The sequence below is a fragment of the Prochlorococcus sp. MIT 0604 genome (assembly GCF_000757845.1).
Classification (GTDB): domain Bacteria; phylum Cyanobacteriota; class Cyanobacteriia; order PCC-6307; family Cyanobiaceae; genus Prochlorococcus_A.
This window is the reverse complement of sequence record NZ_CP007753.1, coordinates 436,244-449,854: the sequence shown is the minus strand read 5'-3', so window position 1 is coordinate 449,854 and position 13,611 is coordinate 436,244. Positions and strand designations below refer to the sequence as shown.

General features: G+C 32.3%; 17 protein-coding genes. 12 read left to right on the top strand and 5 right to left on the bottom strand.

Going from position 1 to position 13,611, the window contains the following annotated elements; all coding sequences use genetic code 11:
• Positions 1–3: 3 nt before the first annotated feature.
• Complete coding sequence (tsaD, locus tag EW14_RS02480; protein ID WP_042849928.1) at positions 4–1,074, bottom strand: tRNA (adenosine(37)-N6)-threonylcarbamoyltransferase complex transferase subunit TsaD; 1,071 nt, start codon at positions 1,072–1,074, stop codon at positions 4–6.
• 74 nt (positions 1,075–1,148) lie between these two features.
• Between tsaD and EW14_RS02475 the strand changes: the two genes are divergently transcribed.
• The gene (locus EW14_RS02475; RefSeq protein ID WP_042849927.1) at positions 1,149–1,703 is read left to right on the top strand and encodes a photosystem I reaction center subunit III; all 555 of its coding nucleotides are present in this window, start codon (positions 1,149–1,151) and stop codon (positions 1,701–1,703) included.
• 27 nt (positions 1,704–1,730) lie between these two features.
• The gene (gene psaJ, locus EW14_RS09815) at positions 1,731–1,865 is read left to right on the top strand and encodes a photosystem I reaction center subunit IX (protein WP_011862490.1); all 135 of its coding nucleotides are present in this window, start codon (positions 1,731–1,733) and stop codon (positions 1,863–1,865) included.
• 16 nt (positions 1,866–1,881) lie between these two features.
• On the opposite strand, the gene gmk is transcribed toward psaJ, so the two are convergent.
• Positions 1,882–2,436, bottom strand: coding sequence for a guanylate kinase (gene gmk, locus EW14_RS02470; protein ID WP_042849926.1), 555 nt, complete (start codon positions 2,434–2,436; stop codon positions 1,882–1,884).
• Positions 2,437–2,508: 72 nt separating this feature from the next.
• Here gmk and EW14_RS02465 point away from each other — a divergent pair, with 72 nt between their 5' ends.
• The 3 genes from EW14_RS02465 to tatC all read left to right on the top strand — a co-directional run bounded on the left by EW14_RS02465 (position 2,509) and on the right by tatC (position 5,338).
• Entirely contained in the window at positions 2,509–4,209 is a 1,701-nt protein-coding gene (locus EW14_RS02465) for an NFACT RNA binding domain-containing protein (RefSeq protein ID WP_042851287.1), read from the top strand.
• A 29-nt stretch (positions 4,210–4,238) separates the two neighbouring features.
• Complete coding sequence (locus EW14_RS02460; protein ID WP_011376025.1) at positions 4,239–4,499, top strand: hypothetical protein; 261 nt, start codon at positions 4,239–4,241, stop codon at positions 4,497–4,499.
• Positions 4,500–4,579: 80 nt separating this feature from the next.
• Entirely contained in the window at positions 4,580–5,338 is a 759-nt protein-coding gene (gene tatC / locus EW14_RS02455) for a twin-arginine translocase subunit TatC (RefSeq protein ID WP_042849925.1), read from the top strand.
• Here tatC and EW14_RS02450 read toward each other — a convergent pair.
• On the bottom strand, positions 5,307–5,624 hold the full coding sequence (locus tag EW14_RS02450; RefSeq protein WP_042849924.1) for a DUF3067 family protein: 318 nt from the start codon (positions 5,622–5,624) through the stop codon (positions 5,307–5,309). The genes tatC and EW14_RS02450 overlap by 32 nt on opposite strands.
• A 123-nt stretch (positions 5,625–5,747) precedes the next feature.
• On the opposite strand from EW14_RS02450, the gene petC reads away from it, so the two are divergent.
• Genes petC through EW14_RS02425 form a run of 5 tightly spaced genes read left to right on the top strand, consistent with a single transcriptional unit; the run spans position 5,748 to position 9,442 of the window.
• Positions 5,748–6,284 carry a cytochrome b6-f complex iron-sulfur subunit gene (petC, locus tag EW14_RS02445; protein ID WP_011817974.1) on the top strand — a complete coding sequence of 179 codons (537 nt, stop codon included), beginning with the start codon at positions 5,748–5,750 and terminating at the stop codon, positions 6,282–6,284.
• Positions 6,281–7,243 (top strand): cytochrome f, encoded by a 963-nt coding sequence (petA, locus tag EW14_RS02440; protein WP_369794277.1) that lies wholly within the window; start codon positions 6,281–6,283, stop codon positions 7,241–7,243. Before petC ends, petA begins: the two co-directional genes overlap by 4 nt.
• A gap of 10 nt (positions 7,244–7,253) precedes the next feature.
• Entirely contained in the window at positions 7,254–8,147 is an 894-nt protein-coding gene (lgt, locus tag EW14_RS02435) for a prolipoprotein diacylglyceryl transferase (protein WP_042849923.1), read from the top strand.
• Positions 8,140–8,895, top strand: a complete 756-nt coding sequence (gene cobM / locus EW14_RS02430; RefSeq protein ID WP_042851285.1) for a precorrin-4 C(11)-methyltransferase — start codon at positions 8,140–8,142, stop codon at positions 8,893–8,895. Before lgt ends, cobM begins: the two co-directional genes overlap by 8 nt.
• Before the next feature lie 55 nt (positions 8,896–8,950).
• Positions 8,951–9,442 carry a RodZ family helix-turn-helix domain-containing protein gene (locus tag EW14_RS02425; RefSeq protein WP_042849922.1) on the top strand — a complete coding sequence of 164 codons (492 nt, stop codon included), beginning with the start codon at positions 8,951–8,953 and terminating at the stop codon, positions 9,440–9,442.
• Here the strand turns inward: EW14_RS02425 and EW14_RS02420 are convergent.
• The gene (locus EW14_RS02420; RefSeq protein ID WP_042849921.1) at positions 9,439–11,034 is read right to left on the bottom strand and encodes a Ppx/GppA phosphatase family protein; all 1,596 of its coding nucleotides are present in this window, start codon (positions 11,032–11,034) and stop codon (positions 9,439–9,441) included. The genes EW14_RS02425 and EW14_RS02420 overlap by 4 nt on opposite strands.
• A gap of 104 nt (positions 11,035–11,138) precedes the next feature.
• On the opposite strand from EW14_RS02420, the gene EW14_RS02415 reads away from it, so the two are divergent.
• Both EW14_RS02415 and EW14_RS02410 read left to right on the top strand, forming a co-directional pair.
• Entirely contained in the window at positions 11,139–12,047 is a 909-nt protein-coding gene (locus EW14_RS02415) for a 4-hydroxybenzoate polyprenyltransferase (RefSeq protein ID WP_042849920.1), read from the top strand.
• Between the two features lie 9 nt (positions 12,048–12,056).
• Positions 12,057–12,926 carry an LD-carboxypeptidase gene (locus EW14_RS02410; protein WP_042849919.1) on the top strand — a complete coding sequence of 290 codons (870 nt, stop codon included), beginning with the start codon at positions 12,057–12,059 and terminating at the stop codon, positions 12,924–12,926.
• Here the strand turns inward: EW14_RS02410 and ispD are convergent, their stop codons facing one another.
• Positions 12,927–13,598 carry a 2-C-methyl-D-erythritol 4-phosphate cytidylyltransferase gene (gene ispD / locus EW14_RS02405; RefSeq protein ID WP_042849918.1) on the bottom strand — a complete coding sequence of 224 codons (672 nt, stop codon included), beginning with the start codon at positions 13,596–13,598 and terminating at the stop codon, positions 12,927–12,929.
• Between the last annotated feature and the right edge of the window lie 13 nt (positions 13,599–13,611).

Genomic DNA, 13,611 nt, shown 5'->3' with positions numbered 1-13,611 from the left:
AAGTTAAAAAGGAGGTTTTTCTTCATAAAGGGTATTTGCTTGTTCAATTGATAGTCTTCCTGCAACACCTAATTTAAGGGAACTAAAATGATCCTTAAATTTGATCCTGAACAACGCCGCTGCTCCAATCATTGCCGCATTATCTGTACAAAGATTAAGGGGAGCTAAATGAACTTTAATAGATTTTTTACTAGCTTCGTTAATCATCATTTTTCTTAATGTATTGTTAGCAGCCACTCCTCCAACTACAACAACATTATTCAAGCCATGATCTTCTGCGCATTTTATTGTTCTCTCTACCAAGACCTCTGCCACTACTCTTTCAAAACTTGCAGCAATATCAGGAGTTGGAACGCTCTTCCCATCCAAATTTAAACTCTCAACTAATCTTAATACGGCGGTTTTTAAACCACTAAAAGAAAAATCATATTTAAGAAATCCACCTTTTTTATCAGAAATCCTACATTTTGGTAAATTAAATTTCATTGGGTCCCCATTTTTAGCAATCTTTTCAATTGCAGGACCTCCTGGATAACTAAGACCTAATAGTCTTCCAACTTTATCAAAGGCTTCTCCAGCAGCATCATCAAAACTTTTCCCAAGTCTCTGCATTCCCCTTCTATTATCAACCTTTATCAATTCAGTATGCCCGCCGCTAACAAGTAAGGTAAGAAAAGATTTTTTTGGATAGTTTTCTGAAAATAAAATTGAAGATAAATGACCCTCCAAATGATGAATTCCCAAAAATGGTTTTGAATGTAACATGCAAAGTGATCTTGCAGTTACAGAGCCAACGCGTAAACAACCAACTAATCCAGGAGCTACAGTTGCCGCAATATAATCGAGTTCCTCAATTTTGATTTTTGATTCTTCTAAAGCCTTATCTAAAACAAAAGGTAATGACTCTAAATGCTTTCGAGCTGCAAGTTCAGGAACAACTCCTCCCCATTTTGAGTGATCTTCAATTTGAGAGGCAATTATATTTGAATGTATTCTGAAAGTATCGCCAATATTAGAAACTATTGAGACAGATGTCTCATCACAACTTGTTTCAATAGCTAAAACTTTATACATTTTTGATTCAACTTGTTCTATCTTAATATTAATTTCTTACTTAACACACTATAAGGAATTAAAGATTGCAACTTATGAAATTCTTTTTTTCAATCATAACCTCAGTTTTTCTGTTCCTAGGAATCACTCCAATTGCTTTAGCGGCAAATGGACCTGCCCTAAACGCAGATAGAGCTAGCACAGAATATACTGCTTCAGCCCTCACAAAATGCTCGGAAAATCCTAAATTCATTGAGAGAGCAAATTCTGCAATTACTCAAAAAGACATCGCAAGGTTTGAAAGATACGGAAAAGCATCATGCGGAGATGATGGTCTTCCACATTTAATAATTGGACCTCCTCTTGAACCATGGGGAGCTCTTTTAAATAGAGGTCATGAAGGAGATTTACTTATTCCTGGAGTATTGTTCATTTACATTGCTGGGATTATAGGCTGGTCTGGAAGAGAGTATCTGATTGAATCAAAAAAGACTAAGAATCCAGCAGATCTTGAGATCATTATTGACTTAGACTTAGCCAGAAAATGTCTTGTAAAAGGAGCGCAATGGCCTCTTCTTGCTAATAAACAAGGAAGAAATGGGGATTTAAGAGAGAAAGATAAAAACATCACGCTTAATGGTCCTCGCTAAACATCTTTAAAAACTTTCATAAAACAAATGTTCAAAATTCTAAACACAAAATTTGTAAGATCTGCCCCAGTTGTAGCAGCAATTTGGCTGAGCCTCACAGCTGGAATAATTATTGAATTTAATAGGTTTTTCCCAGATTTATTATTCCATCCAATGAGCTGATACAAATAGAGAATAATCAAGTTTTTATTAACTTGATTATTTTTTTTGCTGTTTCATCAACATTCCGATTTGTTAACTCAAAATCAAATTGATTTGATACTGAAATCTCATAATTAGCCCTTAAGAGTCTTTTTTTTATTGCCTCCTCTTTTTCTGTTCCTCTATTTCTTATTCTTCTTTCAAGTTCTGGGATATCTGGAGGAAGTAAAAATATTGACAGGGAATTAGGAAACTTTTCTTTTATTTGCTTCGCTCCTTCTACTTCAATTTCAAGTAGTACGGTAAATCCCTGTTTGATTTTCTCATTGACAGAAGACAAAGGAGTTCCATAGTAGTTTCCAGCGAACTTAGCCCATTCAAGAAAAAGATTTTGTTCAATCATTTGTTTAAACTTTTCTTCATTCAAAAAATAATAATTTTCTCCCTCATTCTCTCCATCTCTAGGTTCTCTAGTAGTTGCGGATATTGAAAGCCAAATATTTTTATCTTTACCTAATATTTCTTTCACAACAGTTCCTTTACCGACCCCGCTGGGTCCGGTAAGAATAATAAGTTTTTTTTGATTTTTCATATTAAATTTTTTACAGTAAAATAAAATTTCGTGAGTTAAAAAGAAATAATGCAAAAAGGTGTGCCACAGATAATGGATATTACATCGATTAAATCTGTCTTGCATTCTTTAACAAAACACATTTTACCTACAAAGTTTGAGACTGCCCAACAACCAGAGCCTAATACAATTCAATTATGTTTTAGAGGAGTTAATTCTCAAACTTGGTTGGAAGTTTCATGGAACGGTGACTCTCCCAGAATACTAAAGATAAATAAGCCAGAAAAGATAGGAAGAGAAAGCACACTTTCTAAACAAATAAGATTCGGCTTAAAATATATGGCTTTAATTTCGATTGATCAAGATGAATTCGAAAGAGTTATAAAGTTTGGTTTCGCAAAAAAACCTGGAGATGTCATTAGTAAGTACTTAATTTTTGAGTTAATGGGAAAACATAGTAATATTTTTTATTTGGATAATAGACATAAAGTTATCGCAGTTGGTAAACAAATTAAATCAAGTCAATCTAGTTTTAGAACAATTTCAACAGGATCAGTTTATTCTAACCCTCCAGCCAATCTTAAAATAAAACCTAGAGAAGATGAGTCTTTTCAATCATGGAAAGACTCGATTTCAACAGTGCCTGAGTCTTTGAAATACTGTTTAATAAATACTTACCAAGGAGTTAGCCCTATCCTCACAAAACAATTAGAGGTATTTAGTAATACTAGCGACTCGGAAATAATGGAGAAAAATATTGATTTCATAAGCGATTCTGACTTAAAGGAGATATTTAAAAGTTGGAAGATATGGATAAATAGGTTTAAAAATAATAACTTTAGCTTTTCTAGATTTAATAATTTTTTTTATTGCGTTTGGTTTTTAGATAAAGAAATTAACTTTACTAATAAAGCAGATTTATGCACCGGTTTAGAAAATTATTATGATTACTATTTAAAACAAAAGAAATTTGAATTATTAGTAAAGAAAATTGAAGGGATAATTTTTAAACAAATAAATAATGAGAAAAAGAATTTAAATATTCAATATGATCTCCTATCAAAGTCAGAAAACTACGAATTATATAAAGAGAAAGCTGACAAGATATTCACAGCAAATGAGATCAACAAACAAGATATTATTAGGGGACAAAAATTATATAAAAAGTCAAAAAAACTCAAAAGATCTAGAGAATTGATAAAAGAAAGATTAAGTGTTTACCAAACTAATATAAATAGACTAGATGAATTCACTACACTTATAGAAAATTTAAACTCTTTAAATCATGAAAAACTTTTTATGCGAATCAAACTACTAGAAGAAATTATGGAAGAAATTTGTAACGAGTTTAATATCAATATCAAGAGGCAAAGAGAAGATAAGAAAAGTACCTATGAGATAGAATCTTCACCAATTCAAGTTAATACTCCCACAGGATTAAAGCTTCAGGTAGGGCGAAATATGAGGCAAAATGACTTGATAAGCTTTAAGTTTTCAAAAAAAGGAGATTTATGGTTTCATGCTCAAGAATCACCAGGCAGTCATGTAGTTTTGAAGTCTTCATCTCAAGAAGCATCTGAGCAAGATCTTCAAATAGCCGCAGATTTAGCTGCTTTATTTAGTAAAGCAAAAAGAAACATTAAAGTTCCAATTAATCTAGTAAAGATTAAAGATTTACAAAAAATCAAAAAAGGAGGACCGGGTTGCGTTTCCTTTAAAAATGGAGAAATTATTTGGGGAAATCCTACAAGAGGAGAAGATTACATTAAAAAAAATCTTAAAACAGTAATTTAGCTTATAATAAGAAAAATTTATAAATCTAAATGTTTGATTTTCTTTTGGGCACTCATGAATTTTTAGGAAATCATAGTTTTCCAGAATTTATTGTTGGATATCTATTTGGTGCTGCATTAATAATTGGAGCTCCTACTGTTTTCTTACTACTTGCCTTCGTAAGCGCTTTAATGAAAACTAATGGGAAAATGGGTGGCTATAGAGAATATGAAACTTATGGTGAATCATCCCTAAATGATGCTCCTCCCTTCTTATTACCAGATCCAACTAATCCTAAATTAAGCAAATAATTAAATTTATCGAAATACAAATTGGACTTTGACAATAGTAGTTTTGAACCTTTTTCTTACAAAATCTTTATCAAATAATAATGAAAGGTACAGTTCAAAGTGAAAATAAATTATCAGATCCAATGACTTTTAGTGATCATTTAGAGGAGCTTCGTCAACGGATACTAAACTCAATTTACTCAATACTTATTTCAATATTCTTTAGTTTTCTCATCATAAAGCCATTAATATCTTTTTTAGAAATCCCTGCTGGTGATATTCATTTACTACAACTTGCTCCAGGAGAGTTTTTATTTGTCGCTATTAAAGTTGCAGGCTACAGCGGATTAATAGTTTCTTTTCCTTACATTATTTATCAAATAATATTGTTCATTTCCCCTGGATTAACAAAACAAGAAAAAAGCCTTATCTTGCCGGCAGTTTTTGGTTCAGGTCTTCTGTTTTTTTTAGGATTAATTTTTTCATGGTGGATATTAGTCCCAGCAGCAATAAATTTCTTTATTACTTTCGGAGCTGATATTGTTGAACCAACTTGGTCTATAGAAAGATATTTTGATTTTGTTCTCTTATTAATGTCTAGCACTGCAATAGCTTTCCAATTGCCAGTATTACAATTTATTCTTGGTTCTCTTGGAATAATTACAACAGAAAAAATGATTTCGAATTGGAAGATAGTTGTAATCTCCTCGGCGATATTATCTGCAGTGATTACCCCTTCAACAGACCCACTGACAATGTCATTGCTATCTATATCGATTGTGTTTTTATTTTTTGTGGGTACTGGATTAACTTACCTATCAGAAAATCTTAAATCAAAAACTCTTTCATCTTCTCATTAAGATTTAATTGCAAGCTGACAGCTCTACCTAACCTAGGCTTAGCATTGACTTTCTTAAGCCATTGCCTTACTTCTTCTGAATATCCACATCTATTTAAAATCTCTATTTTATCAGCTATCGATTTTTTATATTCATCTTCACTCAAAGGAAATGATTCCTGTCCAAGAAATCCCCACATCATTTGAAAATAAACAAATTTTCCTCTTCTAAAGAGTCTAAAATCATATTTTTTCCCCCAGCGATGAATTAAATAATGGATAACTTCATCTACTAGCAATGGGTTCATATAAATCAATTAATTAAGACTTCCTAAACTTTTACTTTAAATTATTAAAAGTCCTATCTATTTACAACAGAAATTGAACAATTTGCTCCATAATAACTAATAAATAACAGAACCAAGTAGCGAATGACTCAATTAAGTTCCAATGATGTCCCTTCAATGGGTCGAAGGCAATTTATGAATCTTCTTACATTTGGTACTGCAACTGGTGTAGCATTAGGAGCCCTTTACCCCGTAGCAAATTATTTCATGCCTTTAAGAGCAGGCGGCGGCGGCGGTGGAACTTCTGCTAAAGATGAATTAGGGAATCCAATAACTAAGACAGGCTGGTTAGCAACCCATCAAGCAGGAGACAGAAGTCTAGTGCAAGGTCTCAAGGGAGATCCAACTTACTTAATAGTTAATGAGGGTGGGGAAATAGGAGAATTTGGTTTAAATGCAATTTGTACTCATTTAGGTTGCGTTGTTCCATGGGATAGTGGTGCTAATAAATTTATATGTCCTTGCCATGGCAGTCAGTACGATACAAACGGGAAGGTAGTAAGAGGGCCTGCACCTTTATCTTTAGCGCTAGCGCATGTCGATATTGAAGATGATGCTGTACTCGTCAAACAATGGTCAGAAACTGACTTTAGAACTAATGAAAATCCATGGTGGGCATAAAAAAAATGAAAGGTCTTAAAAATCAAATCATGAAAAAAACAAGTTTATTTATCTGTACTCTGCTTTTCATTTCGAGCATTGTATTTTATCCAAAGATCACTTTTGCTTATCCATTTTGGGCTCAGCAAAACTATGAATCCCCAAGAGAAGCTACAGGAAAGATAGTCTGTGCAAACTGTCATCTAGCTCAGATGCCTACAATCGCAGAGGTTCCACAATCTGTTGGAGCAGACAGTGTTTTCAAAGCTGTAGTCAAAATACCTTACAAAAATGACTTAAAAGAAATCGGTGCTGATGGTTCTGAAGTCCCATTACAAGTTGGTGCTGTTGTAATGCTGCCTGATGGCTTTAAACTTGCTCCACAAGAAAGATGGACTGAGGAAATCAAAGAGGAAACAGAAGGAGTTTATTTCACTAACTACAGTGAAGAGCAAGAAAATATTATCATTGTAGGACCTTTACCTGGCGATACTAATAAAGAAATAGTTTTCCCTGTACTTTCCCCTGATCCATCCACTAATAAAGAATATCACTATGGAAAATACTCGTTACATATCGGAGGTAATAGAGGTAGAGGTCAGGTATACCCAACTGGAGACAAAAGTAATAATGTAGTTTTCACTTCTTCCACCTCAGGAACTGTAAATTCAATAGAAACAATTGAAGATGGAAGCTATAAGGTCAATATAGAAAACGATAATGGTGAAATAACTACTGAAGCAGTACCTATTGGTCCTCAACTTATCGTAAAAGCGCAAGACAAAATTAATGCAGGTGACCCTCTTACTAATGATCCCAACGTTGGCGGCTTTGGACAATTAGATGCTGAAGTTGTACTTCAGAGCCCTTATAGAGTTATTGGATTGATTGCATTCTTCATTGGAGTTGGCCTAACGCAAATACTTTTAGTATTAAAGAAAAAACAAGTAGAAAAAGTGCAAGCAGCAGAGGGTATCTAACTTTCTTTAAATGCTTATACTTCAAGCTTTTATAAGATCTCCAGGAGAAACTTTTTTAAATTTAGGATTTATAACTATTAGATGGTATGGAATCCTTATTTCGGTTTCAGTTTTAATAGGCTTATTTGTCTCTAAAAAACTAGCAAAGGCAAGAAATATTAACCCAGATTATATTAGTGAAATACTTCCATCATTAATAATCTCTTCAATAATTGGAGCTAGAGCTTATTACGTAATTTTTGAGTGGAGGCAATATAGCGGAGAGAACTTTTTTACTTCTTTTGAACTATTGAATAGCATCATTCAAATACCTTCTTTTCTTGCAGTTTGGGAAGGAGGCATAGCAATCCATGGAGGTCTAATTGGAGGATTAATATCTATTATCTATTTCTGTAAGTCGAAAAAAATTAATTTAAAAACTTTTATAGATATACTAGTACCCTCGATTATTCTTGGACAATCAATAGGAAGGTGGGGAAATTTTTTCAATAATGAAGCCTTTGGAGTTCCTACAAATTTGCCTTGGAAATTATTTATACCTATCCAAAATAGGCCTTTAGAATTTCTAAATTATCAATTTTTTCATCCTACATTTCTCTATGAGTCATTGTGGAATCTTTTAATTTTCATCGTCCTTATTATTACCTTTAAAAAACAAAATAAAACAGATTTTTTCAAGCCTGGCTTTATTAGCTGTCTTTATTTAATAAGTTATAGCTTTGGAAGATTCTGGATTGAAGGTTTAAGAACTGACCCACTATGTATTGGCGGGCTTCCGCCTTTCTGTGAAGGCGGCATTAGAATGGCACAATTTATAAGTATTTTTCTATTTTCTTCTGGATTAATTGGAATATTTTTTTTAAGATTGAGAACATATATTGGGAAAAATAGAGAGAATGGATAATAAAGTATCCTTTATTGGTGTTGGTCCAGGCGATCCAGAGTTATTAACTTTAAAAGCATTAAAAAAGATAAAAATTGCAGATGTCATTATTTGGACTGATTCTCTAATTCCTGAAAAGATTTTAGATTTTTCTAAAGAAGGTTCTGAAAAAATAAAAACGAGTTCGCTCAACTTAGAGCAAATCACCTCAATCATGATAGAAAATTTTCAAGCAGGGAAAACTGTTGTAAGGTTGCATGATGGAGACCCTTGCCTTTTTGGAGCAATTAGAGAGCAAATCGAAATTTTAAAAAACGAAAAAATTGAAATCGAGGTTGTTCCTGGAGTAAGTGCTTTTCAAGTTGCTGCAGCATATCATGAAGCTGAGTTAACCATCCCTGACGTAACTCAAACAATAATTTTAACTAGAGCAGGAGGGCGAACAGGGATGCCAGAAAAAGAATCTCTGAAAGATCTTGCGAAACACAATTCCTCTATATGCCTTTATCTAAGTGCTAGGCATGTGAAAAGGTCTCAAGAAACTCTACTAGAGTTTTACCCTCCAGAGACTAAAGTGATTGTTGGATTTAGAGTATCTTGGGATGATGGTTGGACATCATTAATAGAATTAAAAGATATGGAAAAATTTTCTATTGATAAAAAACTAATTAGAACAACCATTTACATAATTAGCCCAGCAATTAGTAATTCTCAAAAAAGATCTAATCTTTATAATCCATCTTATAGGCATCTCTTTAGGAATAAATAATCTTAAAGTTGATAGAAAAATATTAATTACTATAATTAGTAAAAATTTATTTGCTTTGAAAGAAATAAAATCTAACCCTGGAGACAATATTAAAACAGAACAATCCTCTTTAAAGAGAATTGGAAATTTTATTAAAGAGGCAAGGTTAAGTAGAGAGCAATCTATTGAAGAATTGGCTTCTGATTTAAAAATTGGATCTCATCAACTTAAAGCCATTGAAGAAGGTAATGAAGAAGAGCTACCTGAAAAAGTATTTGTCAAAGCAATGGTTCGTAGAATTTCACAGAAGTTGAAACTTGATACAGAATTTATAATGAATGAATTCAAGACAGAAAGGCAAGAGATAAAAATAGAAGAGATAGTTGAAGAAGTTGCTAAAAAAACTAATAAAACTAGACAATCTAAAGATCTAAGTCCAGTAGGGTTTTGGATATTTATTTTAATTTCAGGCCTTCTCGGATTAATCACCTCGTCCTTAATTTTCAATTTATTTTCAGACTCTTCTCAGAATCAAACTCCAAAACAAGAACTTATTAAAAAAAACTAAATAACTTTTAAATCTAAATTCTTTAGTTCTTTAATTACATTACGGCATAATCCTAAGTTCCATTTTTCAAGAAGAAGATCATGGTTTTTATTAAAAGGTAAAAGTTCAAATGTAAGAATATTATCCTGCAATTTTATTTGAACTGAGGAGATCACCTTGTCAGGTCTTTGATCAAGTGATGCTGCTAGTCTCAGGATTAATGACATTTCAAGCACTAATGTTTTATCTTCTTTGGATATTAAATTTTGCCAAGACTCATGCCTTTTCTTGGGTAGAGTCTTTCTATGGTATCTAGCAATTGAAGCAATAATATTTGTTTCTGCTTCAGAATATCCCAACAACTCACAATTTTTTATTAAGTACCAGGAGTGTTTGTGGTATGAACTAACATTCACGTATTTCCCACAATTATAAAGATTAGAAGCTGCCCAAAGAAGTTCTTTGGCTTTAGGGTCATTATCGCTATGAAAGATATTTTTAGTCTGATCATAGATTTGGGAGGCAATATCAATAACTTTCTCAGTTCTTGTATTGTCTACTCCAAACTTTGTGGCCTGATGAACTATTGTTGTTTTTCTAATATTGCTTTGAATATTTAACTCGTTTTTAATTAACCCTTTACGAAGCATCCAATCTACAACCAAACCCTCTCTAAGCGCCCTCTCACTTATTATTAATTCTTTAAAGTTCAACATCTCCATTGCGGTGTTTAATATCAATGCTCCTGGAACAATTATTTCTGCTCTTCTCTCACTTAATGAAGGTATTTTCTTGATTTCCGAAACTGGCAATTTAATAAGTTTTTCCAATACATTTTGTAAATTTTCCCTTTTAAATTTATAACCATGCAACTTTTGTTTAGATTCTCCCAAATCATCTGAAATCAAATTTCCTAATGAGGTTGCAGTACCACTGGTTGCAACCATAGATAAAGTCTTATCTCCCTTACATCTACTCTTTATTTTTCGAACAGCTGGTTCTAAAGATCCTCTAATAAAAGTTGTTAGAAAACTTGATCTTTCTGAATTTATAGACTCTTTATTTAAAAAATCATTTTTTAGTCTTACCGCGCCAATTCTCGAACTTGTAAGAGCTATAGCATCTTTCTTATCAGCAAGTATTAATTCTGTAGAACCTCCTCCAATATCTATGATTACAAAAGACTGATCTTCAAAAGCCATACCGGAAAGAACACCAAGGTAAATTAATCTGGCTTCTTCAGAACCACTTATCATTTCTATTTGAATATTAGTTTCATCAAGAACTCTTCTAATAAAATCTTGACCGTTTGGAGCCTCCCTAACTGCACTTGTTGCTGCTGTTACTATTTGTTTTACTCCATTACTTTTACAATATTCCTTAAATCGCTTAAGAGTAACTAATGCTCTTTGGATTGATTCTTCAGTAAGATTACCCTCCTCATCTCTTTCTCCAAGACGAGTGGTTGATTTATCAGTGAATTTTATTGAAAATGATTTTAATTCTAGATTAATTTCTGCTACCAAGAGATGTGTAGAGTTAGTTCCAATATCTATAGAAGCTACTAAAATTTGCTTTTCTTGAAAATATCTTAAATCTTGTTTCTGTATCATTTCTTTTTATAAGATGCAGATATCTTTAATCCATTAATAAATATACCCAAGATTGATTATTAGATAATAGAAATCATCTTATCCTAGTAAGATTATTTAAAGTTATGAAATATACAATAGGTCATATGCAGAATAAAAATCGACAAATTAAATTAAGTACTTTTTTTGAATTATTAAGGTGGAATAAGCCGACTGGAAGAATGATCTTACTTATTCCTGCTGGATGGAGTTTATATTTAACCCCAGATGCTAATCCAACATTTTTAATGTTGTTAAGAATAATACTGGGAGGACTACTAGTAAGTGGATTAGGCTGCGTGGTTAATGATATTTGGGACAAAAAAATTGATCAAAGAGTTGTTAGGACAAAAAATAGACCTCTAGCTGCAAATAAAATCGGTATTAAAACTGCTTATACAATTCTTTTATTTTTAATTTTATGTAGCTTCTTTTTAACTTTGTCACTACCTCAGCCTGGAAGAATCCTTTCCATTTCACTTGCTTTTTTAGCTCTACCTATTATTTTAATTTATCCTTCTGCCAAAAGATGGTTTAAATATCCTCAATTAATCTTATCCATATGCTGGGGTTTTGCTGTCTTAATTCCTTGGGCCGCAAATGAAGGACATTTAAATAGTATTGTTTTATTATTTTGCTGGCTAGCTACCATTTTTTGGACTTTTGGCTTTGACACGATTTATGCTTTAGCAGATAAAAAATATGATATCAAAATTGGAATAAATAGCTCCGCTGTTAACCTCCAAAACAATACAAGAATAACTATTCAAATTTGTTATTTTTTGACTTCTTGTTTTCTCGCATTATGTGGATTTATTAATCAAATGGATTTTATTTTTTGGCCAATTTGGCTTACAATATCAATCTTAATGCAGAGAGATATACTAAAAGTATTTCCTGAGGAAAAGCAATCAATAAAAAATATTGGGAATCACTTCAAAAATCAATCAATTTATGGAGGAGTACTTTTATTAGGAATTATTATTGCCTCATAAATTCTAAATATGGTTTTTAGATTAAAAAAAGGGGATCTAATAGATATTTTAGCTCCAGGTTCATTTATTGATGAAGAGGAAAATTTTCAAAAAGGCATAGAAATCTTAAAAAACTGGGGCTTAGAAATTAATCAAAATAATTCCCTGTCAAAAAAATTTGGTTATTTTGCAGGTGATGATTCTACTAGATTTGAAGAACTGGAAAAAGCACAAAATAGTAAGCTAATCATTTTTGCAAAAGGAGGTTGGGGTTCGGCAAGAGTATTAGAAAAAGAACCTTCTTGGCAGCATGGTTTAATGCTTGGATTCTCAGATACATGTTCTTTATTACTATCTAAATATTCCAAAGGATTTATAGGTTCTATTCATGGGCCTATGGTTACTGGCCTTTTCAAAGAGCCAGAGTGGAGTCTTGAGAGATTAAAAAATTTACTTTTTGAGGGATATGTTGAGGACATAAGAGGAATACCTTTAAGAGGTGGGAAGGTTAAAGGAGAAATTATCGTTTCTAACTTAACTATTGCCACTTTTTTAATTGGTACTCCTCACTTTCCAGATTGCAAAGGAAAAATAATAATTTTTGAAGATATTAATGAAGATATTTATAAAATTGATCGCATGTTGACTTACCTCAGGATGACTAAAACACTTACTGAAATTGCGGGTATTGGATTTGGAAGTTTTTCTAATGATTCCTGCGACCTTGAATGGAAAGATTTACTAAAAAACTGCATTATTGAAAGACTTAAAGAATTTGATTTTCCTATTCTTTTTGACCTCCCAATAGGCCACATATCGGGAAATGCTTGCATTCCTTTAGGATACGAAGCCACCTTAAATGGTGATAATGGCATTCTTAGTATCGATACACCTTTTTAACTAGGGGTTCTTCACAAAAAGTTTTGCTATTTTCAAATCTATAGGGGATGTAATTTTTATATTTGAATAAGTTCCTTCAATAATCTTTACTTTCCAATTAAGCATTTCGAATAGTGAAGCATCATCTGTGACATTCCAGTTTTTATCAATTGCAATCTTATGAGCTTTTTTTAATCTATCTACTAAAAAGCCCTGAGGAGTTTGCGCTGCCCATAAATAATTTCTATCTGGTGTTTCTTTAATAAAACCTTCATTATCAACAATCTTTATTGTGTCAGTCACCTTAGTAGCCAAAATTACAGCTTCATTATCATCTAATTGCTTGGCACAACGGTCTATCAATTCAGATTCAATTAGACATCTAGCACCATCATGTATTAAAACTTTTTCAGCATCTTTTGGCAGAGCTTTTAAACCATTAAAAACTGACTTTTGTCTAGTGTCACCACCATTAATCCAATGAACTTTATGGGCAAAATCCTTTGCTGAATTTAATAATAAATTTTTATCTTTTGGTTGCCCAATTATTCCAACCCAATTTGTTGAGCTTGCAGAAAATACAGATTTAAGTGTCCAATAAATCAAAGACTCTCCCTCTAAATCAATAAGTAATTTATTTTTTCCAGCTTTCATTCTGCTACCGCTCCCTGCAGCTGGTATTAAAAAATGCACAATAGAAGGTCTT

Bases quoted from the DNA above. Each gene is read 5' to 3' on its own strand.
- tsaD (WP_042849928.1), bottom strand. From the start codon at position 1,074: ATGTATAAAGTTTTAGCTATTGAAACAAGTTGTGATGAGACATCTGTC.
- EW14_RS02475 (WP_042849927.1), top strand. From the start codon at position 1,149: ATGAAATTCTTTTTTTCAATCATAACCTCAGTTTTTCTGTTCCTAGGA.
- psaJ (WP_011862490.1), top strand. From the start codon at position 1,731: ATGTTCAAAATTCTAAACACAAAATTTGTAAGATCTGCCCCAGTTGTA.
- gmk (WP_042849926.1), bottom strand. From the start codon at position 2,436: ATGAAAAATCAAAAAAAACTTATTATTCTTACCGGACCCAGCGGGGTC.
- EW14_RS02465 (WP_042851287.1), top strand. From the start codon at position 2,509: ATGGATATTACATCGATTAAATCTGTCTTGCATTCTTTAACAAAACAC.
- EW14_RS02460 (WP_011376025.1), top strand. From the start codon at position 4,239: ATGTTTGATTTTCTTTTGGGCACTCATGAATTTTTAGGAAATCATAGT.
- tatC (WP_042849925.1), top strand. From the start codon at position 4,580: ATGAAAGGTACAGTTCAAAGTGAAAATAAATTATCAGATCCAATGACT.
- EW14_RS02450 (WP_042849924.1), bottom strand. From the start codon at position 5,624: ATGAACCCATTGCTAGTAGATGAAGTTATCCATTATTTAATTCATCGC.
- petC (WP_011817974.1), top strand. From the start codon at position 5,748: ATGACTCAATTAAGTTCCAATGATGTCCCTTCAATGGGTCGAAGGCAA.
- lgt (WP_042849923.1), top strand. From the start codon at position 7,254: ATGCTTATACTTCAAGCTTTTATAAGATCTCCAGGAGAAACTTTTTTA.
- cobM (WP_042851285.1), top strand. From the start codon at position 8,140: ATGGATAATAAAGTATCCTTTATTGGTGTTGGTCCAGGCGATCCAGAG.
- EW14_RS02420 (WP_042849921.1), bottom strand. From the start codon at position 11,034: ATGATACAGAAACAAGATTTAAGATATTTTCAAGAAAAGCAAATTTTA.
- EW14_RS02415 (WP_042849920.1), top strand. From the start codon at position 11,139: ATGAAATATACAATAGGTCATATGCAGAATAAAAATCGACAAATTAAA.
- EW14_RS02410 (WP_042849919.1), top strand. From the start codon at position 12,057: ATGGTTTTTAGATTAAAAAAAGGGGATCTAATAGATATTTTAGCTCCA.